This is a genomic window from Streptomyces sp. Root1310 (assembly GCF_001426425.1).
Classification (GTDB): Bacteria; Actinomycetota; Actinomycetes; order Streptomycetales; family Streptomycetaceae; genus Streptomyces.
Map to the genome: position 1 here is coordinate 44,463 of NZ_LMEQ01000003.1, position 22,302 is coordinate 66,764.

23 protein-coding genes and 1 pseudogene are annotated in these 22,302 nt (G+C 72.7%); 4 read left to right on the forward strand and 20 right to left on the reverse strand.

Annotated elements, in window-relative coordinates; translation table 11 throughout:
• Positions 1-44: 44 nt before the first annotated feature.
• From truB to rimP, 7 genes are all read right to left on the reverse strand, one after another.
• Positions 45-950, reverse strand: a complete 906-nt coding sequence (truB, locus tag ASD48_RS11235) for a tRNA pseudouridine(55) synthase TruB (protein ID WP_057601420.1) — start codon at positions 948-950, stop codon at positions 45-47.
• The gene (rbfA, locus tag ASD48_RS11240; protein WP_054239652.1) at positions 950-1,399 is read right to left on the reverse strand and encodes a 30S ribosome-binding factor RbfA; all 450 of its coding nucleotides are present in this window, start codon (positions 1,397-1,399) and stop codon (positions 950-952) included. The genes truB and rbfA overlap by 1 nt, the downstream gene beginning before the upstream one ends.
• Before the next feature lie 46 nt (positions 1,400-1,445).
• A complete protein-coding gene (locus ASD48_RS11245; RefSeq protein WP_057601421.1) occupies positions 1,446-1,739 on the reverse strand; it encodes a DUF503 domain-containing protein in 294 nt (97 codons plus the stop codon).
• Between the two features lie 184 nt (positions 1,740-1,923).
• Positions 1,924-5,043, reverse strand: a complete 3,120-nt coding sequence (gene infB, locus ASD48_RS41730; protein ID WP_079073721.1) for a translation initiation factor IF-2 — start codon at positions 5,041-5,043, stop codon at positions 1,924-1,926.
• Positions 5,044-5,190: 147 nt separating this feature from the next.
• Entirely contained in the window at positions 5,191-5,487 is a 297-nt protein-coding gene (locus ASD48_RS11260) for a YlxR family protein (RefSeq protein WP_057601423.1), read from the reverse strand.
• A gap of 170 nt (positions 5,488-5,657) precedes the next feature.
• The gene (gene nusA, locus ASD48_RS11265; RefSeq protein WP_057601424.1) at positions 5,658-6,656 is read right to left on the reverse strand and encodes a transcription termination factor NusA; all 999 of its coding nucleotides are present in this window, start codon (positions 6,654-6,656) and stop codon (positions 5,658-5,660) included.
• Between the two features lie 2 nt (positions 6,657-6,658).
• The gene (gene rimP / locus ASD48_RS11270; protein WP_057601425.1) at positions 6,659-7,216 is read right to left on the reverse strand and encodes a ribosome maturation factor RimP; all 558 of its coding nucleotides are present in this window, start codon (positions 7,214-7,216) and stop codon (positions 6,659-6,661) included.
• Positions 7,217-7,441: 225 nt separating this feature from the next.
• Here rimP and ASD48_RS11275 point away from each other — a divergent pair, with 225 nt between their 5' ends.
• The 3 genes from ASD48_RS11275 to ASD48_RS11285 are packed head-to-tail and all read left to right on the forward strand — an operon-like array spanning position 7,442 to position 9,475.
• Positions 7,442-8,032 carry a hypothetical protein gene (locus ASD48_RS11275; RefSeq protein WP_079073722.1) on the forward strand — a complete coding sequence of 197 codons (591 nt, stop codon included), beginning with the start codon at positions 7,442-7,444 and terminating at the stop codon, positions 8,030-8,032.
• Entirely contained in the window at positions 8,029-8,547 is a 519-nt protein-coding gene (locus tag ASD48_RS11280; RefSeq protein ID WP_057601426.1) for a ferritin-like domain-containing protein, read from the forward strand. The genes ASD48_RS11275 and ASD48_RS11280 overlap by 4 nt, the downstream gene beginning before the upstream one ends.
• A gap of 28 nt (positions 8,548-8,575) precedes the next feature.
• Positions 8,576-9,475 carry an aminoglycoside phosphotransferase family protein gene (locus ASD48_RS11285; RefSeq protein ID WP_057601427.1) on the forward strand — a complete coding sequence of 300 codons (900 nt, stop codon included), beginning with the start codon at positions 8,576-8,578 and terminating at the stop codon, positions 9,473-9,475.
• A 217-nt stretch (positions 9,476-9,692) separates the two neighbouring features.
• Here ASD48_RS11285 and ASD48_RS43200 read toward each other — a convergent pair whose 3' ends face one another.
• The 3 genes from ASD48_RS43200 to ASD48_RS11305 form a co-directional block, all read right to left on the reverse strand.
• A complete protein-coding gene (locus ASD48_RS43200) occupies positions 9,693-10,289 on the reverse strand; it encodes a hypothetical protein (protein WP_242432575.1) in 597 nt (198 codons plus the stop codon).
• A 580-nt stretch (positions 10,290-10,869) separates the two neighbouring features.
• A complete protein-coding gene (locus ASD48_RS11300) occupies positions 10,870-12,054 on the reverse strand; it encodes a BN159_2729 family protein (RefSeq protein ID WP_057601429.1) in 1,185 nt (394 codons plus the stop codon).
• Positions 12,051-12,641, reverse strand: a complete 591-nt coding sequence (locus ASD48_RS11305; protein ID WP_057601430.1) for a sigma-70 family RNA polymerase sigma factor — start codon at positions 12,639-12,641, stop codon at positions 12,051-12,053. The genes ASD48_RS11300 and ASD48_RS11305 overlap by 4 nt, the downstream gene beginning before the upstream one ends.
• 463 nt (positions 12,642-13,104) lie before the next feature.
• Between ASD48_RS11305 and ASD48_RS11310 the strand changes: the two genes are divergently transcribed.
• Complete coding sequence (locus ASD48_RS11310; RefSeq protein WP_057601431.1) at positions 13,105-13,527, forward strand: helix-turn-helix domain-containing protein; 423 nt, start codon at positions 13,105-13,107, stop codon at positions 13,525-13,527.
• A gap of 403 nt (positions 13,528-13,930) precedes the next feature.
• On the opposite strand, the gene ASD48_RS11320 is transcribed toward ASD48_RS11310, so the two are convergent.
• The 10 genes and pseudogenes from ASD48_RS11320 to ASD48_RS11360 all read right to left on the reverse strand — a co-directional run bounded on the left by ASD48_RS11320 (position 13,931) and on the right by ASD48_RS11360 (position 22,288).
• A complete protein-coding gene (locus ASD48_RS11320; RefSeq protein ID WP_057601433.1) occupies positions 13,931-14,200 on the reverse strand; it encodes a ferredoxin in 270 nt (89 codons plus the stop codon).
• A 3-nt stretch (positions 14,201-14,203) separates the two neighbouring features.
• Entirely contained in the window at positions 14,204-15,421 is a 1,218-nt protein-coding gene (locus tag ASD48_RS11325; RefSeq protein WP_057601434.1) for an NADH-ubiquinone oxidoreductase-F iron-sulfur binding region domain-containing protein, read from the reverse strand.
• On the reverse strand, positions 15,418-15,999 hold the full coding sequence (locus ASD48_RS11330; protein ID WP_057601435.1) for a ferric reductase-like transmembrane domain-containing protein: 582 nt from the start codon (positions 15,997-15,999) through the stop codon (positions 15,418-15,420). The genes ASD48_RS11325 and ASD48_RS11330 overlap by 4 nt, the downstream gene beginning before the upstream one ends.
• Complete coding sequence (locus tag ASD48_RS11335) at positions 15,996-16,970, reverse strand: FAD:protein FMN transferase (RefSeq protein ID WP_057601436.1); 975 nt, start codon at positions 16,968-16,970, stop codon at positions 15,996-15,998. The genes ASD48_RS11330 and ASD48_RS11335 overlap by 4 nt, the downstream gene beginning before the upstream one ends.
• Positions 16,970-17,383 carry a hypothetical protein gene (locus tag ASD48_RS44155; RefSeq protein ID WP_157880618.1) on the reverse strand — a complete coding sequence of 138 codons (414 nt, stop codon included), beginning with the start codon at positions 17,381-17,383 and terminating at the stop codon, positions 16,970-16,972. The genes ASD48_RS11335 and ASD48_RS44155 overlap by 1 nt, the downstream gene beginning before the upstream one ends.
• A 115-nt stretch (positions 17,384-17,498) precedes the next feature.
• Positions 17,499-19,199, reverse strand: coding sequence for a proline--tRNA ligase (locus ASD48_RS11345; RefSeq protein ID WP_057601438.1), 1,701 nt, complete (start codon positions 19,197-19,199; stop codon positions 17,499-17,501).
• A 107-nt stretch (positions 19,200-19,306) separates the two neighbouring features.
• Positions 19,307-19,837, reverse strand: coding sequence for a GNAT family N-acetyltransferase (locus tag ASD48_RS46145; protein WP_057601439.1), 531 nt, complete (start codon positions 19,835-19,837; stop codon positions 19,307-19,309).
• 21 nt (positions 19,838-19,858) lie between these two features.
• Positions 19,859-20,707, reverse strand: a complete 849-nt coding sequence (locus ASD48_RS11355) for a GNAT family N-acetyltransferase (protein WP_057601440.1) — start codon at positions 20,705-20,707, stop codon at positions 19,859-19,861.
• Positions 20,708-21,227: 520 nt separating this feature from the next.
• Positions 21,228-21,365 (reverse strand): hypothetical protein, encoded by a 138-nt coding sequence (locus tag ASD48_RS46150; protein WP_348983212.1) that lies wholly within the window; start codon positions 21,363-21,365, stop codon positions 21,228-21,230.
• Positions 21,362-22,288 (reverse strand): annotated as a pseudogene (locus tag ASD48_RS11360) (flavodoxin-dependent (E)-4-hydroxy-3-methylbut-2-enyl-diphosphate synthase). Before ASD48_RS11360 ends, ASD48_RS46150 begins: the two are co-directional and overlap by 4 nt.
• Positions 22,289-22,302 lie beyond the last annotated feature (14 nt).

A 22,302-nucleotide genomic window follows, 5' to 3' on the forward strand; every position in this document is an offset into this window, starting at 1 on the left:
GGGCCGCCCGGCCGAACCGCACCGCGCGGCACGCTTCGCGACACTCAGCCGAACACGGCCAGGCTCTTCGCCTTGCCCTTCTGTTCCTCGACCAGGGCCAGGAAGCGGCCCTCGGGGTCGAAGACGGCCACGGCGCCCGCGCCGACGTACGCGCCGGGCATCTCCAGGCGTACGCCGTTGGTGAGCAGCTGGGCCCGCTTGGCGTCCACGTCCCAGCGGGGGAACGCGGCGGTGGCCGCCTCGGCGATCGGCATCACGCCGAACTCCTGCTGGAGTTGGTCGAGCGTCTTCGCCGAGTCCAGCTTGTAGGGGCCGACGCGGGTGCGGCGCAGGGCGGTGAGGTGGCCGCCGACGCCGAGGTCGGCACCCAGGTCGCGGGCGAGGGCCCGGATGTAGGTGCCGGAGGAGCAGACGACGGACACGACCAGGTCCAGGACCGGGGTGCCGTCCTCGGCGACCGCGTCCCGGACGTCGTACACGGAGAAGGAGGAGACCGTGACCGGGCGGGCCGGGATCTCGAAGTCCTCGCCGTCGCGGGCCCGCTTGTAGGAGCGGACGCCGTTGATCTTGATGGCGCTGACCTTGGACGGCACCTGCATGATGTCGCCGCTCAGCTTGGCGACGCCCGCGTCGATCGCGTCCCGGGTGACCTTCGAGGCGTCCGTGGACCCCGTGATCTCGCCCTCCGCGTCGTCGGTCAGGGTCGTCTGGCCCAGCCGGACCGTGCCCAGGTATTCCTTCTCGGTGAGCGCCAGGTGCCCGAGGAGTTTCGTCGCCCGCTCGATGCCGAGGACGAGGACGCCCGTCGCCATCGGGTCGAGCGTGCCGGCGTGGCCGACGCGGCGGGTCTTGGCGATCCCGCGCATCTTGGCCACGACGTCGTGCGAAGTGAAGCCCGACGGCTTGTCGACGATGACAAGGCCGTCGGGCGGGGTCTGCTTGCGGTTCATCAGGCGGAGTCGTCCGTCTCGTCCTCGTCACCGGGCTTCTTGTACGGGTCGGCGTCGCCGGCGTACCCGGCACCCGCGGACACCTCGCGGACCTTCTCGTCGGCGGCACGCGCCTTGTCGAGGAGGTCGTCGATGGTGCGGGCGTTGTCCGGCAGGGCGTCGGCGACGAAGGCCAGCGTCGGCGTGAACTTCACGCCGGCCGCGCGGCCCACCTCGGAGCGCAGGACGCCCTTGGCGCTCTCCAGCCCGGCGGCCGCGGCCGCCCGCTCCTCGTCGTCCCCGTACACCGTGTAGAAGACCGTCGCCTCCCTGAGGTCACCCGTCACCCGGGTGTCCGTGATGGTGACGTGGGAGCCGAGCCGCGGGTCCTTGATCCCGCGCTGCAGCTTCTGGGCCACCACCTGCTGGATGAGGTCCGCCAGCCTCTTGGCACGCGCGTTGTCGGCCACTGGTCCGTCTCCCGTTCTTTCTTCTTCTCTTGCGTTCTGTGGTCGGTCAGTCGTCTTCGCCGTGGAAGCGGCGTCTGACCGACAGCAGCTCCACTTCGGGGCGGGCGGCGACCAGCCGTTCGCACCGGTCCAGCACATCGGTCAGATGCTCCGCGTCACCGGAGACCACGGCGAGACCGATCCTGGTCCTGCGGTGGAGGTCCTGGTCGTCCACCTCGGCCACGCTCACCGCGTACTTGCGCTGGAGTTCGGCGACGATCGGACGGACGACGGAGCGCTTCTCCTTCAGCGACCGTACGTCGCCGAGGAGGAGGTCGAAGGACAGAGTCCCCACGTACATGTGTAACCGGTTCACCCGCCGGTACGGGATCGATGGCCCTGCCGTCCATGGGACAGGGACATCACGAACGGTACAACGATCCGGGCGGTGGCTCGACGGGGTTTTCCCTCGCTCATGCGTCCGCCGGACGCCGTACCGGCCGGCGGGGAGCGATCCCCCGCCGGCCGGTACGGACCTTGGGCGCTTACGCCCTCGGCTTCTCCCGCATCTCGTACGTCGCGATGACGTCGTCGATCTTGATGTCGTTGAAGTTTCCGAGGTTGATACCGCCCTCGAACCCTTCGCGGATCTCGGTGACGTCGTCCTTGAAGCGACGCAGCCCGGAGATGGTGAGGCTCTCCGCGATGACCTTGCCGTCGCGGATGAGGCGCGCCTTGGTGTTGCGCTTGACCTCGCCCGAGCGGACCAGGACACCGGCGATGTTGCCCAGCTTGGACGACTTGAAGACCTCGCGGATCTCCGCCGTGCCGAGCTCGACCTCCTCGTACTCCGGCTTCAGCATGCCCTTCAGGGCCGCCTCGATCTCCTCGATGGCCTGGTAGATCACCGAGTAGTACCGGACGTCGACGCCCTCGCGCTCCGCCATCTGCGCGGCACGACCGGCCGCACGGACGTTGAAGCCGATGACGATGGCGTCGGAGCCGGTCGCCAGGTCGATGTCCGACTCGGTGACCGCACCCACACCGCGGTGCAGGACGCGGATGTCGACCTCTTCGCCGACGTCGAGCTGGAGCAGCGAGGACTCGAGAGCCTCCACCGAACCGGACGCGTCGCCCTTGATGATGAGGTTGAGTTCCTGCACCAGACCGGCCTTGAGCGCCTCGTCCAGGTTCTCCAGGGAGAACCGGACTCCGCGCCTGGCGAAGTTGGCGTTGCGCTCACGCGCCGCGCGCTTCTCGGCGATCTGACGGGCCGTGCGGTCCTCGTCGACGACGAGGAAGTTGTCGCCGGCGCCCGGGACGTTGGTGAGACCGAGGACGAGGACCGGAGTCGAGGGACCCGCCTCTTCCACGTTCTCGCCCTTGTCGTCGAGCATCGCGCGGACACGGCCGTACGCGTCGCCGACCACCATGGTGTCGCCGACCCGCAGGGTGCCTCGCTGGACCAGGACGGTCGCGACGGCGCCGCGGCCACGGTCGAGGTGGGACTCGATCGCGATGCCCTGCGCGTCCTGCTCCGGGTTGGCCCGCAGGTCGAGCGAGGCGTCCGCGGTCAGGACCACGGCCTCCAGCAGGCTCTCGATGTTGAGGCCCTGCTTGGCGGAGATGTCGACGAACATCGTGTCGCCGCCGTACTCCTCGGCCACCAGACCGAACTCGGTGAGCTGACCGCGCACCTTGGTCGGGTCCGCGCCCTCGACGTCGATCTTGTTGACCGCGACCACGATCGGCACGTCGGCCGCCTTGGCGTGGTTCAGCGCCTCGATCGTCTGGGGCATCACACCGTCGTTGGCCGCCACCACGAGGATCGCGATGTCGGTCGACTTGGCACCACGGGCACGCATGGCGGTGAACGCCTCGTGACCCGGGGTGTCGATGAAGGTGATCCTGCGCTCTTCACCGTTGACCTCGGTGGCGACCTGGTACGCACCGATGTGCTGCGTGATGCCGCCGGCCTCGCCCGCGATGACGTTCGTCTTGCGGATGGTGTCGAGCAGTCGGGTCTTACCGTGGTCGACGTGACCCATGACGGTCACGACCGGCGGACGCGCGACGAGGAACTCCTCGCCACCCTCGTCCTCGCCGAACTCGATGTCGAAGGACTCGAGCAGCTCGCGGTCCTCCTCCTCGGGGCTGACGATCTCGAGGACGAAGTTCATCTCGTCCGCGAGGAGCTTCAGCGTCTCGTCGGAGACGGACTGCGTGGCAGTGACCATCTCGCCGAGGTTCATCATCACGCCGACGAGCGACGCGGGGTTGGCGCCGATCTTCTCCGCGAAGTCGGTGAGCGAGGCACCGCGCGACAGGCGGACGGACTGTCCGTTGCCGCGAGGCAGCATCACGCCGCCGACCGACGGGGCCTGCATGGCCTCGTACTCCTGGCGCCTCTGGCGCTTCGACTTGCGACCGCGACGCGCGGGACCACCGGGACGACCGAAGGCACCCTGCGTGCCACCACGGCCACCGGGACCGCCGGGACGACCGCCGAATCCGGGACGGCCACCGCCGCCACCGAAGCCGCCGCCACCGCCGGGGCCACCGCCACCGGGGCGACCGGCGAAACCGCCGCCGCCACCGGGACGGGCGCCGCCGCCGGGACCGGCCGGACGGCCGGCGAAGCCGCCGCCGCCGGGACGACCGCCGCCGCCGGGACGACCCGCACCGCCGCCGCCACCCGGACCGCGGCCACCGGGGCCACCGCCGGGACGCGGGCCGGCAGCGGGACGCTGCGGCATCATGCCGGGGTTGGGACGCGGACCGCCGCCGGGACGCGGACCGCCGGGGCCTGCGCCCTGCGGGCGGGGCATGCCGCCCGGAGACGGACGGGAGCCGCCCGGGGACTGCGGACGAGGACCGCCGCCCTGGCCACCGGGGCCCTGCGGACGGGGACCGGCGCCGGGAGCGCCACCGGGGCCGCCGGGACGCGGGGCGCCCTGCGGACGGGGCGCCTGCGGGCGCGCCATGCCGGCGTTGCCGCCGGAGGTGAAGGGGTTGTTGCCCGGACGCGGACCCGAGGGACGGGCACCGCCCGGACGCGGGGCACCGGCGCCACCGGGGCGCGGCCCCTGAGCGGCGGCCGGACGCTGGCCGCGGTCACCACGGTCGCCGCGGTCGCCACGGTCCTGACCGGGCGCGGGACGGCCGGCGGGGCGCGGCGCGCCGGGGCGCGGGCCCTGCGAGGCCGGCCGCGGGCCGGACGACTGGGCCGGAGCGGCGGGGGCGGCCGGAGCGGCCGGCGGAGCGGTGAACTCCGGGGCGGCCGGGGCCGGACGCGGCGCGGGCTTGGGGCCCGGACGCGGGCCGGAGGCCGCCGGCGCGGGGGCCGACGGGGCGGCGGGGGCGGCGGGAGCCGCCGGAGCCGCGGGCGTCTGCGCCGCGGGAGGCTTGGGGGCGGCCGGCCGAGGTGCGGCCGGGCCCGGACGGGCCGCCTGCGCCGGTGAGGGCGCGCCGGGCCTGGGGGCTGCCTTGCGCGGGGCGGGCTTGCCGCCGCCCTGGAAGGCATCTGTCAACTTGCGGACAACGGGCGCTTCGATGGTCGAAGACGCCGAACGGACGAATTCACCGAGTTCCTGGAGCTTGGCCATGACGGCCTTGCTCTCCACCCCGAACTCCTTGGCGAGTTCGTATACCCGGACCTTAGCCACTTCGCTCCTTTTAGGTCCGGGTGTGTCCGGACCGTCGCTACTTCATGGGCGTACTCATCGCGTGCTCATCGAGTGCTCATCGCAATCTCGACCTACTTCCAACTCGCGGGGTACCAGAGCCGCACGGAGGTTCCGTGCGACGCCTTCTTACGGTGTTGCCTGTTCGGCAACGGTCGTCTGCTCGACGTACTGGCGCAACGCCTTTGTGTCGAGCGCTCCCGGGGCTCGCAACGCCCTCGTGAACGCCCGGCGGCGTACCGCCTGGTCGAGACAGGCCGGGGCGGGATGCACGTACGCACCCCGGCCGGGCAGCGTACCGCGTGGATCGGGGACGCATGCGTCCTTGATCGCCACGATGCGCAGCAGCTCCGTCTTGGCCGCCCGCTCCCGGCACCCCACACAGGTGCGTTCAGGGCATGCTCCGGTGTGCGTCCGGCCAGACACTCTTAAGTCTACCTCCCCGCGGCGACCTCACCCCTTTGGGCCAGGATTCGAACAGTTGCCGCGTTACATCTGTCGTGATCTGAGCCCCGGCAGGCCGAGATCTATTCCCCTGCCGTCGGCACCAGCCGGGTGACCTGGCAGGTGACGTACCCGCCGGGCCACCCGCGGGACTACTCGCCGGTCTGCTCGGTGGGCTGCTCGATGTCCGGACGGATGTCGATGCGCCAGCCGGTCAGCCGAGCGGCGAGCCGGGCGTTCTGCCCTTCCTTGCCGATCGCCAGCGACAGCTGGTAGTCCGGCACCGTCACGCGCGCGGAGCGGGCCGCGAGGTCGACGACCTCGACCTTGGAGACCCGGGCCGGGGACAGCGCGTTCGCCACCATCTCGGCCGGGTCGTCCGACCAGTCGACGATGTCGATCTTCTCGCCGTTCAGCTCGCCCATCACGTTGCGCACCCGGCCGCCCATGGGGCCGATGCAGGCACCCTTGGCGTTCAGACCCGAACGGGTGGACCTGACGGCGATCTTCGTACGGTGACCGGCCTCACGTGCGATGGCGGCGATCTCGACCGAACCGTCGGCGATCTCCGGCACCTCCAGGGCGAAGAGCTTCTTCACCAGATTGGGGTGGGTGCGGGAGAGCGTCACGGACGGGCCGCGCATACCCTTCGCCACCCGGACGACGTACGACCGCAGGCGCAGGCCGTGCGGATACGTCTCGCCGGGGACCTGCTCCTGCACCGGCAGGATGGCCTCCAGCTTGCCGATGTCCACGAGCACGTTCTTCGGGTCGCGGCCCTGCTGGACCACACCGGTGACGATGTCGCCCTCACGGCCGGCGTACTCGCCGAGCGTCGCGTCGTCCTCGGCGTCGCGCAGACGCTGGAGGATCACCTGCTTGGCCGTCGTGGCGGCGATCCGGCCGAAGTCGGACGGGGTGTCGTCGAACGGGCGGGGCTCCTGCCCCTCCTCGAGGTCTTCGGGGTCCTCCTTCGCCCACACGGTCACATGTCCGGTCTCCCGGTTGAGCTCCACGCGCGCGTGACGGCGGCTTCCCTCGGTGCGGTGGTAGGCGATGAGGAGGGCCGACTCGATCGCCTCGACCAGCAGGTCGAAGGAGATCTCCTTCTCCCGCACCAAGCCCCGCAGGGCACTCATGTCGATGTCCACGGCTACGCCTCCTCTTCCATCTCGTTCTCGTCGTTCTCGTCGTCGTGCTCGTCGTGCTCGTGCTCGGCGTGCCGGCCGCTCTTGTCCTTGCGGTTGAACTCGACCTGCACGCGGGCCTTGTCGATGTCACCGAAGGTGAGTCTGCGGGTGGTGGCCTTGCGGCCCTTCACACCGGGGACCTCGAGGTCGAGTCCCTCGTCGTCGACCGTCAGGATCCGGGCGACCAGCTCGCCGCCCTCGGTCAGCTGGAACCGCACCAGCCGGTCGACGGCACGGACGTAGTGGCGGTGCTCGGTGAGCGCGCGCTCCGCGCCCGGGGTGCCGACCTCGAGGGTGTACTCGCCCTCGCCCATCGCGTCCGTCTCGTCGAGCTTCGCCGAGAGCGCGCGGCTCACATCGGCGATCTGGTCCAGGTCCGCTCCGGAGTCGGAGTCGACGACGACGCTCAGCACCCGCTTGCGTCCGACGGAGTCCACGGTGATCTCTTCGAGGTCCAGTCCCTGGGAGGCGACGAGCGGTTCCAGGAGCTCTCGCAGCCTCTCGCTCTGGGTGGTGCTCATCCGGGTGACTCCTCGGCCGCGTGTGCTGTTGTGGGATGGGGCGCGTGTCTGGTCAAAGGGTATCCGGTCGCAGGGTGTGTTGCCGTCCACCTGTGCACGGAGGGTGGCGGCCCTCGCGGTGCGGTGCCGCTGAGTGGTACGGGGCGGCCGCGCGGGTACGGTGATCACGGGCCCGCCCGCCCACCAGGACGCCAGTTCCGTACGAGTTCCCCGAGGACGCCCGCCGTGCCGTTGCCCCTCCCCTCGCGAACCCCCTCGGGGCCGCGCAGAAGATCCCTGCTCGCGTCGGCCGCGGGAGCGGTGCTGCTCGTGGGCTGCTCGTCCGGTGCGGAGAAGTCCGAGGAGAGCGCGAGCGGCAGCCCGTCGGTCGCCGAGCGGGCACGCGCGCGTGCCGCCCGGGACAGCGGCGGGCTGGTGGCACGGTACGACGCCGTGCTCGCTGTCCATCCGGCGCTGGCGGGACGGCTGGAGCCGCTGCGGGCGGAGGTCCTGCGGCACGTGGAGGCCTTCGGAGGCACCGCGAAGGCGACCCCTTCCGCGACGGGTTCCGCCCCCGACTCCCCCACCCCCGCCTCCCCCACGGGTTCCTCGACCGGCTCCGCCCCGGTTCCGCCGACCGAGCCATCGGCCGTGGCGTCCGCCGTGCCGATCACCGACACGGACGCGCTCGCCGGGCTGGCCGCGGCGGAGCGGGCGCTCGCCGACCGCAGGGCGACGGAGCTGCTGGACGTCCCGGGCGAGCTGGCCCGGTTGCTGGCGTCGGTGGCGGCGGCCGGCGCGGCACACGCCTATCTGCTGACGGAGGGGACGCGATGAGTGAGGCCACGAGCGCGGAGCTGACGGCGCTCCAGGCGGCACTGGCCGCCGAACACGCCGCGGTGTACGGGTACGGGGTCGTAGGCGGCCGGATCGGGGAGGTTCGGAGCGCCGAGGCGCGGGCGGCCTACGACGCGCACCGGGCGCGCCGGGACGCGCTGGCGCGCGAGGTGCGCGACCTGGGGGCCGAGCCGGTCGCCGCGAGCGCCGGATACGCGCTGCCGTTCCCGGTACCGGACTCCGCGGCGGCGGTCCGGCTCGCGACCGAGCTGGAGGAGCGCCTGGCCGGGGTGTACTCGGACCTGGTGCGGGCAGCCGGGGACGCACGGCGCCGGGAGGCCGCGGGCGCGCTGCGGGAGGCGGCGGTCCGTGCGGTGCGCTGGCGCGGCGGGAGCGTAGCCTTCCCTGGGCTCGCCGAGCGGACCGGTACGGATCCGGCCACGGGCTCGCCGTCCGTACCGGCAGCGGCCACGCCTCCGGCGGCGGCAGCGCCCTCGGGCACACCGGCGGCTTGACCCGAAGCAGGAAGGAAACGACTCGCGCATGGCTTTCGAACCGCCGCAGCGTCTGGTCAGGGCGCTCGGCGAGACGGCACCGGACGGTGACGACTGGTTGGAGAAGCTGCCGGAGGCGGCCCGACAGGCCGTCGCCCTACGCGAGTTGACGGTCGATCGAGTGCAGGTGCCGGGGGGCCGGACCAGCATGGTCGTGCTCGTGCGGCGCGCGGACGGGACACCCGCCGTGCTGAAGCTGGCCCCACCCCGGTTCCGGCCGGAGGCGGAGCGGGCCGCGCTGACGCACTGGGACGGCCTGGGCGCCGTCCAGTTGCTGGAGGAGCCGCAGACGGCGGGCGCACTGCTGCTCGAGCGGCTGCATCCCGATGTGTCGGTGCGGTCGCTGGCGGAGGCGAAGGCCCTGCTGGAGGCGGCGGGGACGCTGCGGCGGCTGTGGGTGGAGCCACCGGCCGGCCACTCCTTCGAGTCCGTGGCCGACCGGACCGGGCGCCAGGCGCAGGCGATGCGGGCGAGTGCCGAGGCGGAGCCCGAGGTGGCCGCCCTGGTGGACGCGGCGCTCGCCGCGCGTGCGGAGCTGCTGGTGGGACCGCCCGAGCACCGGCTGCTGCACGGCACGTTCCGGCAGAGCAAGGTGCTGGCGGGTGAGCGGATGCCGTGGCTGGCGGTGGGTCCGGACCCGGTGGTCGGCGAGTGCGCCTTCGACCTGGCCCGGCTGGTCCGCGACCGGGTGGAGGACCTGATCGCCTCGCCGTCCGGGGCGACGACGACCCGGCGCCGGGTGAAGCGGCTCGCGGAGTCGCTGGAACTGGACCAGGGGCGGCTGCGCGGCTGGACGCTGTTCCGGGCGGTGGAGTCGGGAGTCCGGGCGCTCCGCGTCGGCCGGACACGGGACGCCGAACTGCTGCTCGAGTTCGCGAGCTGGCTGTAGCGAGGCAGGACCCCGGCGGACCGCACGGTCACGGCATCGCGACTACCGGGCCGCAAGTCGCAGGCCGCAGGCCGATCAGGTTGTGGAGTCGTGGGCGGGCAGCGCTCCCCTGCTGGAGGTCCCCCCGCAGGGGAGCGCTGTGGGTCCGGCCGACGTGCCTCCCGAGCCTGCCAACCGGAGTCTCGTGGGTGGGCCACGAGGCCCGTCCCGTGCGGCGTCAGTGCTCGGTCGATCGCGCCTGCGGCCGCCTCTCGGCGGGGGTGGCGAACAGCGTCCCCTCGAGTGCCAGCAGGCGGGTGTGACTGCGGATGTGCGCGGCCTGCTCCACCGCGGTGGGGCCGTCCCGCTGCCCGTGTCCCATGGCGTGCTCCGTGTACGGGACATGCGCGAACAGCGGGATGTCCCTGGGCGGCAGACGCCAGGACAGCTGCCGTCCGCCGGCCACGAGTCGCAGCAGGTGCGTGCCGTCCGGTCCGGCGCCGGCGGCCGGCGTGACGACCGCGCTCGACGGGTGCAGCGCCGCCAGCCAGGCGAGGAGGTGCGCGCGTTCAAAGGAGACGCGGGTCAGCTCCCGCTCGAAGGAGTCGGCATGGCGCTGCCAGCGGGCCAGTTCCCGGCGGCAGTCGTCCAGTTCCGGGGAGGGGCTGTGCCGCGCCGCGGTCTCCGGCCCGGGAGCGCGGCCTCGCGGCCTGAAGAGGCGGCGCAGTGCGGCCGTGCGGCCGGTGGGACGGGCGGCTCGGGATCCGCGGTTCCGGGAGCCGTCGGACCGGGGCTCTTCGGGCGGACGGCCCGTCGACGGTGAGGGTAAGGACATGAAGTACTCCGGTGGCGGGGAACGAGGGGTCACTTCCGGGGCGGGGCGGGTGGTCCGGCCGGGCCCCACAGGCGTTCGCGGCTCAGGGCGGCTTCGTCGCGCCCGCGGGTGGAGCCGGTACGGCGGTATCGGCCGGCACTGCGCGCGTTGGCCCGACGGCAGGCCTCGTCGACGGGCTCCCGCAGACGCAGATGCCGTTGGTAGGCCGCCCGGGTCCCGCACGGGGCGGGCCGGCCCCGGGGCGCACCGCCCGGCGCGCGGGGCGCCCCGGGACCGGCGGGCGGCTCCGGCGGCGACCGGTCCGCCTGACGCTCCAGGGCATGGCGCTGAGGGCCGGTCAGACCGGCGATGACACCTTCGCGACGGCACTTGGGCAGTCCCTTCTCACGGGTGAGCACGGCGGCCCGGCACGGGGCCAGTACGGGACAGGCCGCGCAGATGGCCACGGCACGGGACGAGGACCGGCGGGAGAACCACAGCTCCGCGTCCTGGTACCGGCAGGCGGCACGTGACTCCCATGCCCGGGTCCCCTCGTCCGTCGTTCCCCGGGCGCCGGTCGGCCCCCTCGACCGACCGGCGCTCATCGGACGGGCCCCGCCGGACCGGTCGCCGGCACCGCCGGTACGAGCGGCCCGAACGGTTCCCCCCAGGCCCCCCAGGCCGGCCGCTCCGACGGCCCCGTCGGCTCCGGCGGCCCCGGCTCCGGCGCCCGTGCCTGCTCCCGTTCCTGTTTCCGCTCCCGATCCTGTCCTCGTCCCTGCTCCTGTCCCTGCTCCTGTCCCTGTCCTTGCCCCTGTCCCTGTTTCCGGCCCTGTTCCCTTTCCTGTTCCGGTGGTTCCGGCGTCATCCGTGGTCGTGGCATCTCCGGCCGCACTCCGGCCTCCGACACGTCCACCGCCGCCCACGGCCCCGGAGCGCTCGGGAGCACGTGCGGTACGGCCGCCTTCGGGAGCGTCCGCGGTACCGGCAGGTCCAGCCGTACGGGCGCTACCCGCGGCTCCGTCAGGTCCGGCAGGGCCGGCGAGGTCTGCGCCGGGCCGGGGACCGTGCCGTCCTCGTCGGGCCCCACCGGTGACAACGGGCCCAGGTAGGCGACCACGTTGGCGAGGGAGCACCGCTCGGGCCGGCCGTCGAGGGCCATCAGGGGCATGCCGTCGCCGCTTCGGCGGCCCTCGAAGTACCAGACGCCCCCGTACCCGTCCCGCATCGGTAAGGCCAGGTCGTACAGGGTCTCGCCGATCCGGAACCGGCGCTTCTCCTCGCCCGCCGCCGGCTCCGGCGGTGCGGTGGAGGCGCCGAGGGCCACCACCGTCACCCGCACTCCGTCGCGTTCCCCCTCGCCCGTGAGCGTGTGGGGCTCGGTCCGCTCACCGACGATCGCGATGCCGAAGTACGAGCGCCAGCGCGCCCATTGGGCGGGGCCGTCGACACGCAGCCTGACCTGTACCCGGTCGCCGTCGACGCGGACGGCGTGCGGCCCGGGGTGCGTGTCCAGGTGCCGTTCGATGGCGCGCGCGACGTCACGCGCCCGTGCGCAGGAGGTGTCCCAGGTCAGGGCCTGCCGCTCCAGCTCGGTGACCGGTCGCGCGGTGCGGGACCAGCCGCCGTCCGGTGTGCGGTACAGCACCACGCCGAAGGAACGCTCGGGGTCGACCAGGAGCCGGGCGGAGTCCAGCGCGTGTGCCACGGCCGCCGCCTGTTCGGTCCGGACGGTCGCCAGCACCGTGCGGATCACGCGCGCGGCGTGCAGGACGTTCCCGTTCACACCGCCACCGCCCCGGCCGTCCAGCGCAGCTTCTGGAGCGCCCTGTGGGTGAGCGCCTTGACGGCACCGACGCTGCGGCCCATCGCCAGGGCCGTCTCCTGCGCCGTCAGTTCGTCGAGGAAGCGCAGCTGGACGCAGTGGCGCTGCTGGTCGTTGAGCGTGTGCAGGGCGGTGCGGACCGTTTCGTGCGCCTCGACGGCCTCGAGTTCGCGCAGGGCTAGCGACTCCGGGCCACGGCCGGGTCCCTGTGGGTCCAGGAACTCGGCGACCGGGGTCTCCAGCCGGGTGCGGCCGCGGCCGAGTTCGTCGAGATAGAGGTTCTTGGCGATGGTGACCAGCCAGGCGGCGAACGCCGTGCCCTGCCAGACGTATGCGTCGATACGTCGCAGCGCCCGGGTGAACACCTCCTGGGTCAGGTCCTCCGCGAGGTGTCTGTTGCGGGTACGGACCAGCAGGAAGCTGTACACGAGGCGGTAGTGGTCGTAGTAGAGGGTGGCGAACGCCTCCCGGTCGCCCGCGCGGGCCCGGGCGATCAGTTCGGGTTCCGGGCCGTCCGGAGCGGACGTGACGTTGTTCGGTGCGGACACAGCGGGTACTCCCGTCGACGTCGTGCGGGGGTGCGGAGCGAAGGCCCCCGCATCTGCGATATGCATGTAGATGTAGATTTTCGGAACGGACATCCGGCCACTCCGCTCCGCTACGGGACGGAGCGGGGCGACCGGCATCAAAGATGTGGGTGACGACATGACTTCGCCGCGCAAGGCGCCGGGAACCCAGAGCCATCGACTCTCACCGGAAGGGCGCTTGCCGCCCACTTCCTCCGCGAGCCGGATGACCCGCCGCCGGGCCTATCTACAGTCTTCACGTAGATGCATACAGTGTCAAGTTGTGCACGGAACGCAAGGTGCGGGTGTGGCGGCACAAGGAGGACGCAGGGGGGCGCAGAATTGCGCGACTGGTCCGGTAACGCTCCGGCGTGCACTAACAGCCCTGATTGTCGGTCTGCGATCTACTTGCGCTTGTAGATATCGATGGCCGATCCTCTGAGGCGTGACGAACCAGCAACACCGCCCAGGAGACCCGACGCCCGGCAATGATCCGCCACGCCAGGACGCGGACCTCGCGATTCTGCTCGAACGTCTGCTGGCACAGGCGCCGGGGAAGACCCAGAAGGACCTGGCCTCGGCGGCCGGCATCTCGTACCCGACGCTGAACGCGTGGATGAACCGGACGCGCGGCACCTCCCGCATCGACCCGGAGAAGCTGCGGGCCATGGTCGACGTGTTCCGGCGCTGGGGCGTGGCGACGACACCGAGGGAGTTCTTCGAGGCGGTCGGCCGTCCCGCGCCCGGACCCAGCGGGGACGAGCGGGAGGCACGACTCCTCAAGCTGTACCGGCAATTGCCGGAGGCACGTCAACGAGCCCTGCTGAAGGATGCCGAGGCAATGTTGCAGGTCAGCCGCATCACCTGAGGTCAGCGGGCATCCCTCCCGGCCCAACGTGCCGCGATGCCCGCTCCCGGGGATTCCGCAAACCGACGCATTCCCTACGAATGAATATGACCGAAACTCCCCCTAGCCGCGAGAGTCGCGGCTACCATCAGTCAGCCGCTGACCTCCCGGAGCGGAGCACTCGTGTCGTTGTGCATCCCTGGGGAGACAGTTGTGTGCATCCACATTTCATTGGCAGACAATTTGCCCAAAATTGCGGTCTGGGACCCGGATGAGGTCAGTATCCGCGTGGCCAGAGGCTTCCAACTGAGTGACGTGCTCCGGGAAGTTCGCGACATTCTGATGGTCGACCTCGGCGCCCCTGCCTCACGGGGCAGCCTCCTGTGGTGCTTCTGCGGTATGCGGGTGGAACTCCCACGGGAACTCACGCCCTACGGCGTCCTCGCGGCCGAGGTCTGCTGACCTCCCCGTCCTCCCCCCGGCCCGCCCGCCCCGGAACCAACGCCAGGGCGAGCACCGGGCAGTCGGCCGCCGCCCGGCGGGCCCGTCGCACGGTGCCGGCCGGGACCGGGGCGCCGTCGACCAGGGGGTAGCCCCATTCGTCGAGGACGATGTGTTCGGGGAGGAAGTCCGCGCAGAGGCCGTGCCCCTGGCAGGCGGTCCAGTCGATGTCGAGGTGCTGGGCCGTGCTCATGGGTCAGTCCTCCTCGGGGACGGGCAGCAGGGGCGTGTGGTCGGTCGCGGTGCAGTGGCCCCGGGCGTGCGCGTCGGCCTCGGCGGCGAAGGCGGTCAGTGCGCTGCGGACCAGACGGACGGTGCCGTCGGGGTGATGGCAGGCGCCCCGGCCCTCGACCAGTCCCGACCAGCGGGCCAGGTCGGCGCGGACCGTGCCCTGGGGGCCGGGTGCGGCGAGGGTACGGAAGGCGGTGGCGATGCGGGGCAGGCCGTTGAGGCAGGGGCCGCACCGGCCGGCCGACTGGAGGGCGAGATAGCGCAGGACCCGGGCTGTCTCGGCGAGACCGCAGCGGTCGACGGGCAGCACGGCGAGCACGCCCGCGCCCAGGCAGCTGCCGTCCAGGCCCAGTCGAGCCGCCTCCGGGGCCGGGATCCAGGTGCCGTGGTAACCGCCGACCAGCACCGCCCGGGCGCCTTCCAGCGGCACCAGCCGGCCCAGGGGCAGGCCGTAGGGCGCTTCCACCACCCGGGGTTCGCGGCCCGGCACATGAAGCGTGCACAGCGCGCTGCCGGGTTGCGTCGGGGTACCGGCGGTGCGGTACCAGCCGGCGCCGTAGCGGGCGACCAGCGCGAGGTGGGCCAGGGTCTCGACGTTCTGTACGAGGGTCGGGGCCCGGTGCACTCCGCGCTCGCGGACCGGCGGGCGCTGGTGGGTGGGCAGGGCCGCGCCGCCGGACACGTACCGGGCGAGGGCGGCGGCCTGGCCGGACAGGAACGACCTGGGCAGGCGGACGACCTTCACCGGCAGCGGGTCCGCGGTGCGCTGGGCAAGGGCGGATTCCAGCCAGGTCACGCCGTCCTCCACGGCGAGGTACGCCTCCCCCGCGCCGACCGTGCGGGCGGCCAACTGGAGCCCGTCCAGGACGAGATGGGGCGACAGGCGTAGCAGGGCCTTGTCCTTGTGGCTGGCCGGTTCGCCCTCGGCGCCGTTGGCCACGACCACGGGAGCCCGGCCGGTACGCCGGCCGGCCTCCGCGACGGAGACGAGCTTGCGGTACGTCGGGAAGCCGGCTCCGCCGCGCCCGGTGAGCCCGGACTCGGCGACCGTGCGGAGCAGGGTCTCGGGGTCTCCGTGGGACAGCGGGCCGTAACGCCGCTGGTGGACGGCCAGGTCGGCCGGGGTGGCGTCGGGGGCGAGGAGTCGTGGGGGCAGGTGGAGGTCCGGGAAGGTGGCGGTCACGGTCGGGCTCCTTCGGCGGCGCGCAGGAGGGTCGCGGGCGTGCGGCGGCCGGTCCGGGCGGCGTGTGCGAGGCGGGCGGCGAAGGCGGCGACCGCCGTGGCCACACAGGCGACGGTCAACCAGGTCATCCAGTCGGCGCCGGTGTCCGTGCCGATGCCGATGCCGTGGACGAGCGCGACCGGCCAGGAGACGTACGCCAGCCGGTGGACGGCTCGCCAGGCGCGGTGACCGAGGCGCGCCCGCAGCAGGCTGGTGACCACGACGGCGAGCATCAGGTCCAGCGCGACCGTTCCGAGGCCGAGCCAGAGGGGCTGGTAGTCGCCGACGAAGGGGACGAGGACGTCCACGACGGTGATGTCGACATAGCCGTCCACGACCGCGGCGGCGATGTGCAGGGCCAGGAACGCGGTCGCGGAGAGGGAGAGCGTGCGGTGCAGGCTCATCGTGCCGAACCGGGGGAGCCCCGGGAGCCGGGTTCTCGTCCGGACCGCGATTCCCAGCAGGACGACGACCGTGAAGAGGACGAGGCAGACGGCACCCGTGGCACGGTTGGCGTACCAGAGGGTCTCGGAGGTCACGCGGCCGCCTCCCGCGGGAGAGCGGCCGACGTGGGCCAGCCGGGCGTGGTGACGACGGTGCCGTTCTGGGCCACCAGACGGGCCGGCAGGCCCCGCCGACGCAGCCACCGCTCCGCGGCCGCGCCCTTCACCAGGGCCGCCGTGCTCGCCGCGTTGGCGTCGGCGCAGGTCCCGGCGGCGACGGAGACCGTGCGCCACGGGGAACGGACCGGCAGGCCGGTACGCGGGTCGACGATGTGGTGCAGGTCGTGACCGCCGCGCCGCCAGCGCCGGGCGGTCGTGCCCGAGGTGGCCAGGCCCCCGCCGCGCAGACCCACCGAGTCGCAGGGCCCCTCGGCGGGGACCTCGTCGACGGCTCCCGTGATGTCCTGGACGCGGATCTGCCAGCCGCCCGCCGGGGACTCCCCCGCGACGGCCGTGTCACCGCCCAGACTCACCAGGACGCCGCAGCCGGCCGCCGCGGCCAGCGTCCCCGCGGCCCGGTCGGCGGCCCACGCCTTGGCGGTCGCGCCCAGGTCGAGGCGGATGCCCTCGGGGACGGTCACCGTGCCGGTCGCCCGGTCCAGGCGCACGGTGCGCCACCCCGGGGTGCGCCGGACCGTGAGCCGGGCCGGGCGATCGTCCTCGCGGACGAGGGTGAAGTCGCGGTCGTAGCCGAGGGCGTCCATCGCGGAGCCGACGGTGGGGTCCACCGTCCCGTCGGTGGCCTCGGCCGCGCGCAGGGCCACGTAGAGGGCCTCGGCGAGCAGCGGGCTGACCCGGACGGGCCGGCCGGCCGTGCCGTCGAGGGCGGCCAGCTCGGAGTCGGCGCGGAAGCGGCTGCACGCCGCGTCGACCTCGGCGAGATGCCGGGCGAGGAGCAGGTTGCACGACTCCAGCAGGGCCGGGTCGGTGACGACGAGGCGGACCGTGGTGCCGAGGGCACGCCACTGTGCGGCGGCCTTGGTGCGGGACCCGGGGGAGGCGCTCATCACGACGCTCCCGAGGTGGAGTCGGTGGAGCCGCCGGAGGAGGAGGTGAGACCGCTGTCCGAGGAGGCGCTGCCGCTGTCGGAGGACGACGAACCGCTCGACGAACCGCTCGACGAGGAGTCCGTACCACTGTCGGTGCTGCCGCCGTCGGTTGTGCTGCTGCCGTCGGTCGTGCCCGTGTCGGTGGAGCCGGTGTCCGGGGAGCCGGTGTCCGAGGAGCTCGAACTGGAACTGGCGCCGGAGTTGCCGCTCGTGCCGCTCGCCGTCGTCCCGGCGTCGGCCTGCATGGTGCCGACCAGGGCGAACACCCCGGCCGCCGCCGCGAGCGTGACCGCCGCGGCCAGGGCGGCCGTACGCCGCGCACCTCTGCGGACCGCTGCCGCGGCCCCCCGTTCCTCTTCCCTGGTCGCCATGACCGTTCCCCTCCGCAGTGACGTTCTGTCACGTCCTACGGTCGGGGAACGGTCTGAGAGGAGTCTGTGAGGCGGCCGTACGCCCCGGCAGAAATCCCTGAGACGTTGCTGAGAATCAGGCCGTCAGCCGGGCGATCGCCTCGTCGACCGTGAGCTCCTCGCGCTCGCCGGTCCTGCGGTCCTTCAGCTCCAGGACGCCCTCGGCCGAGCGGCGGCCCGCCACCAGGATCTTCGGCACGCCCATCAGCTCGGAGTCGGTGAACTTCACGCCCGGGGAGACGCCGGCCCGGTCGTCGACCAGGACACGCAGCCCGGCCGCGCGCAGCTTCTCGGAGACGTCGAGCGCCAGCTCGGTCTGGAGGGCCTTGCCCGCCGCGACGACGTGCACATCGGCCGGGGCGACCTCGGCGGGCCAGCACAGGCCCTTCTCGTCGGCGCTCTGCTCGGCGAGGGCGGCGACCGCGCGGGAGACGCCGATGCCGTACGAGCCCATGGTCACGCGGACCGGCTTGCCGTTCTGGCCGAGCACGTCGAGCTTGAGGGCGTCGGCGTACTTGCGGCCCAGCTGGAAGATGTGGCCGATCTCGATGGCGCGGTCCAGCTTGAGGCCGGTGCCGCACTTCGGGCAGGGGTCGCCCTCCTGGACGACCACGACGTCGACGTAACTGCCGACCTCGAAGTCCCGGCCCGCGACGACGTTCTTCGCGTGCAGGCCCTCCTTGTTGGCGCCGGTGATCCAGGCGGTGCCCGGGGCCACGCGCGGGTCGGCGATGTACTTCACCTTGTCCAGACCCTGCGGGCCGACGTAACCGCGGACCAGGTCCGGGCGGCCCACGAAGTCCTCGGCGGTGACCAGCTCGACGGGCGCCGGGGCGAAGTGCGCCTCGACCTTGCCCAGGTCGACCTCGCGGTCGCCGGGGACACCGACGGCGACGATCTCGCCGTCGACCTTCACCAGGAGGTTCTTCAGGGTGGCCGAGGCCGGGACGCCGAGGTGGGCGGCGAGGGTCTCGATGGTGGGGGTGTCCGGGGTGGGGATCTCCTCGAGAGCGGCCACGCCGTCGGCGTCCACCGGCTGCAACTCGTACGTGATCGCCTCGGTGTTGGCCGCGAAGTCGCAGTTCGGGCAGTCGGCGAAGGTGTCCTCGCCGGCGGCGGCCGGGGCGAGGAACTCCTCCGACTTGGAGCCGCCCATCGCGCCCGCGGTCGCCGCGCAGATGCGGTAGTCCAGGCCGAGCCGCTCGAACACCTTCCGGTACGCCTGGCGGTGCAGGGCGTACGACTGCGCGAGGCCCTCGTCCTCGGTGTCGAAGGAGTAGGAGTCCTTCATGAGGAACTCACGGCCGCGCAGGATGCCGGCCCGGGGGCGGGCCTCGTCACGGAACTTCGTCTGGATCTGGTAGAGGATGACCGGCAGGTCCTTGTACGAGGACGCCTGGTCCTTCACGATCAGCGTGAAGATCTCCTCGTGGGTGGGGCCGAGGAGGTAGTCGCCGCCCTTGCGGTCCTGGAGACGGAACAGCTCCGGGCCGTACTCGTCCCAGCGGCCGGTCGCCTCGTAGGGCTCGCGCGGCAGCAGGGCGGGGAGGCTGACCTCCTGGGCGCCGATGGCGTCCATCTCCTCGCGGACGATGCGCTCCACGTTGGCGAGGACCTTCTTGCCGAGCGGCAGCCAGGACCAGATGCCGGCTGCGGTACGACGGACGTACCCGGCGCGGACGAGGAGCTTGTGGCTCAGGACCTCGGCGTCCGCAGGGTCGTCGCGCAGCGTCTTCGCCATCAACTGGGACATGCGCTGGACCGGTGCGTTCGCCATGGTTCTCGTACTCCTGCCGAAGGGGGTCCCCCGCTCGAGCGCCACCGAGAGCGAGGGAGGGTGTTGGCTAGGAGGTTAGCCGGGGAGCGTGGCGGGCCGGAAATCCGTTATCCCCGCAGGAGCGGGAGCGGGGCGCCCATCACCGCGTAAGGACGGGGAGCACTGGGGAACAGGACGCGGCGGGCCAGGTCCTGGTAGCCCAGGGAGTGGTAGAGCGCTCGGGCGGGGCTCTCGGTGTCGATCGCGGAGAGGATCGAGCGCGGCTGGGTCGCGGTGTCGGTGATCGTGGTGATCAGGGCCCGGCCCGCGCCGCGGTTCTGGTGGGCGGGGTGGACATGCAGTTCCGTGATCACGAAGGAGTCGTCCAGCCACTGCTCGTTGCCCTGGGCCCGGAGGTAGGGCTGTACGACCGTCGACCACCAGTGGGCCCGGTCGTTGGGCATGCCGTAGACGAAGCCGACGAGTCGCTCCCCGACGGTCGCGCCGAAGGCTCTCGCGCCCGGGTGCGCCATGTGACGCAGGACGATCTGGCGGCGGACGGCCACCTCGTCGGGGCCCAGTCCGAAGGCGATCGCCTGTACGGCCAGGGCCTCGTCCACATGGGCGGGGAGGTCCAGGGGGCCGATCACGAGGTCCATGGCGGGGAGCCTACAGGGGCCTCAAAAGAGGACGCTCATGAAGGCGCCGACCTCCTGGAAGCCCACCCTCCTGTAGGTGCGCCGCGCCGTGGTGTTGAAGTCGTTCACGTAGAGGCTGACCACCGGGGCCACGTCGGCCAGGGCGTAGCGCAGGACCGCCGCCATGCCGGGGGCGGCCAGGCCCTGGCCCCGGTACTCCGGGGCCACCCACACACCCTGGATCTGGCAGGCGTGGGAGGTCGCGGCGCCGATCTCCGCCTTGAAGACGACCCTGCCCCGGTCGTCGAGGCGGGCGAACGAGCGTCCGGAGCCGACGAGTTCGGCCACCCGGGCCTGGTAGAGCAGGCCTCCGTCGCCGGCCATCGGGGAGACGCCGACCTCCTCGGTGAACATCGCCACGCACGCCGGCATGATCGTGTCCATCTCGTCCTTGCGGATGCGGCGGACGTAGGGATCCGGGGCGATGTCGGTGGGCATGCGGTCGGTGACCATGAGGGGCTGCCGGGTGCGGACCTCGCGGGCCGGGCCCCAGTGGGGTTCGAGGAGGCGCCACAGCTGGGTGGTCGGCTCGGCGGGGCCGACGATCGAGGAGCAGCGGCGGCCCGCCCGGCGGGCGCGGTCGGCGAAGGCGCGCACCGCTCGCGGTGTCGCGCAGATCGGGACGAGGTTGGCGCCCGCGTAGCACAGGGACGTCAGCATGCCGTCCTCGTACCAGCCCCACATCTCGCCGCCGAGGCGCCACGGGTCGAGGCCGGCGACCTGTACGCGGGAGGTGACGAAGGCGTTGGCGACCGGCTCGCGGTCGAGGACGGCGAGCGCGGCGTCCAGGTCGCTCGGTTCGAGGACCCGGGAGGTGGTCTGGGTCAACACGCGCGGGGCCTCACACTCAGGTCTGCTGGTCCCCGCACTGTACCTGCGGAAGCTGGGCGGTGCCGACCCGTGTTCAGCCGGCGTTCGTCTGCAGGTGACCGTCGGGTGTCGTGCCGTCCCCCGGGGGCTGCCGCCCCCAGCCCCCCGCTGTCGGCCTGAACGGCCTCGTCCTCAAACGCCGGACGGGCTGGATACAGCCGGCCCTCCGCGCAAGCCCCAGACGCCCCCGCCCCCGACCACTGACCGGAACAGCCGGCCCTCGCCCTCGGACAACGGACAGGCCGGACGCACCCGACCCGACACCGGAGCCGAGGACGGCCTCGCCCCCGAACCCCGGACGGCCTGGGTACAGCCGACCCTGCGCCGCAAGCCCCAGACGCCCCCGCCCTCAACCACCGGGCGGGACCGGCTGGGTCCGGGCCGGTACACGAGCCCGAGACGGTCGGGCCTCGCCCCCGGCCGCACCGGGCGGGCCGGACGGGGCCGGCCGCGCCCGGCGTGGCTCAGGCGTTCGGGACGGTCAGCCCGCGACCGATACCGACGGCTCGCCGGACGTGATGCCGTCCGCCTCCATCTGTTCGGCCAGCTTCATGGCCTCCTCGATGAGGGTCTCCACGATCTTCGACTCGGGGACGGTCTTGATGACCTCGCCCTTCACGAAGATCTGGCCCTTGCCGTTGCCGGAGGCGACGCCGAGGTCGGCCTCGCGGGCCTCGCCGGGGCCGTTGACGACGCAGCCCATGACGGCGACGCGGAGGGGGACGTCCATGCCCGTGAGGCCGGCGGTGACCTCTTCGGCCAGCTTGTAGACGTCGACCTGGGCGCGGCCGCAGGACGGGCAGGAGACGATCTCCAGGCCGCGCTGCTTGAGGTTGAGGGACTCCAGGATCTGGTTGCCGACCTTGACCTCCTCGACCGGCGGGGCCGACAGGGAGACGCGGATCGTGTCGCCGATGCCCTGGGAGAGCAGGGCGCCGAAGGCGACCGCCGACTTGATCGTGCCCTGGAAGGCGGGGCCCGCCTCGGTGACGCCGAGGTGGAGCGGGTAGTCGCTCTGGGCGGCGAGCTGGCGGTACGCCTCGATCATCACGACCGGGTCGTTGTGCTTGACCGAGATCTTGATGTCGCGGAAGTCGTGCTCCTCGAAGAGGGAGGCTTCCCACAGGGCGGACTCGACGAGGGCCTCGGGGGTCGCCTTGCCGTACTTCTGGAGCAGGCGGCGGTCCAGCGAGCCACCCGGACCGCGGCGCAGCCCGCCTCGATCGCGGCGAACACGTACTTCGGCTGGAAGTGGATGTCCGCGATCACCGGGATCTGGGACTTGCGGGCGATCGTGGCCAGCGCGTCGGCGTCGTCCTGGGTGGGGCAGGCCACCCGGACGATCTGGCAGCCGGAGGCGGTGAGCTCGGCGATCTGCTGGAGGGTGGCGCCGATGTCGGAGGTACGGGTCGTGGTCATCGACTGCACGGACACCGGGGCGTCTCCGCCGACCGCCACGGATCCGACCTGGATCTGCCGGCTCTTCCGGCGCTCGGCAACCCTGGTCGGAACGGACGGCATGCCGAGAGAAATCGCAGTCATCTGCTGTGCAACCC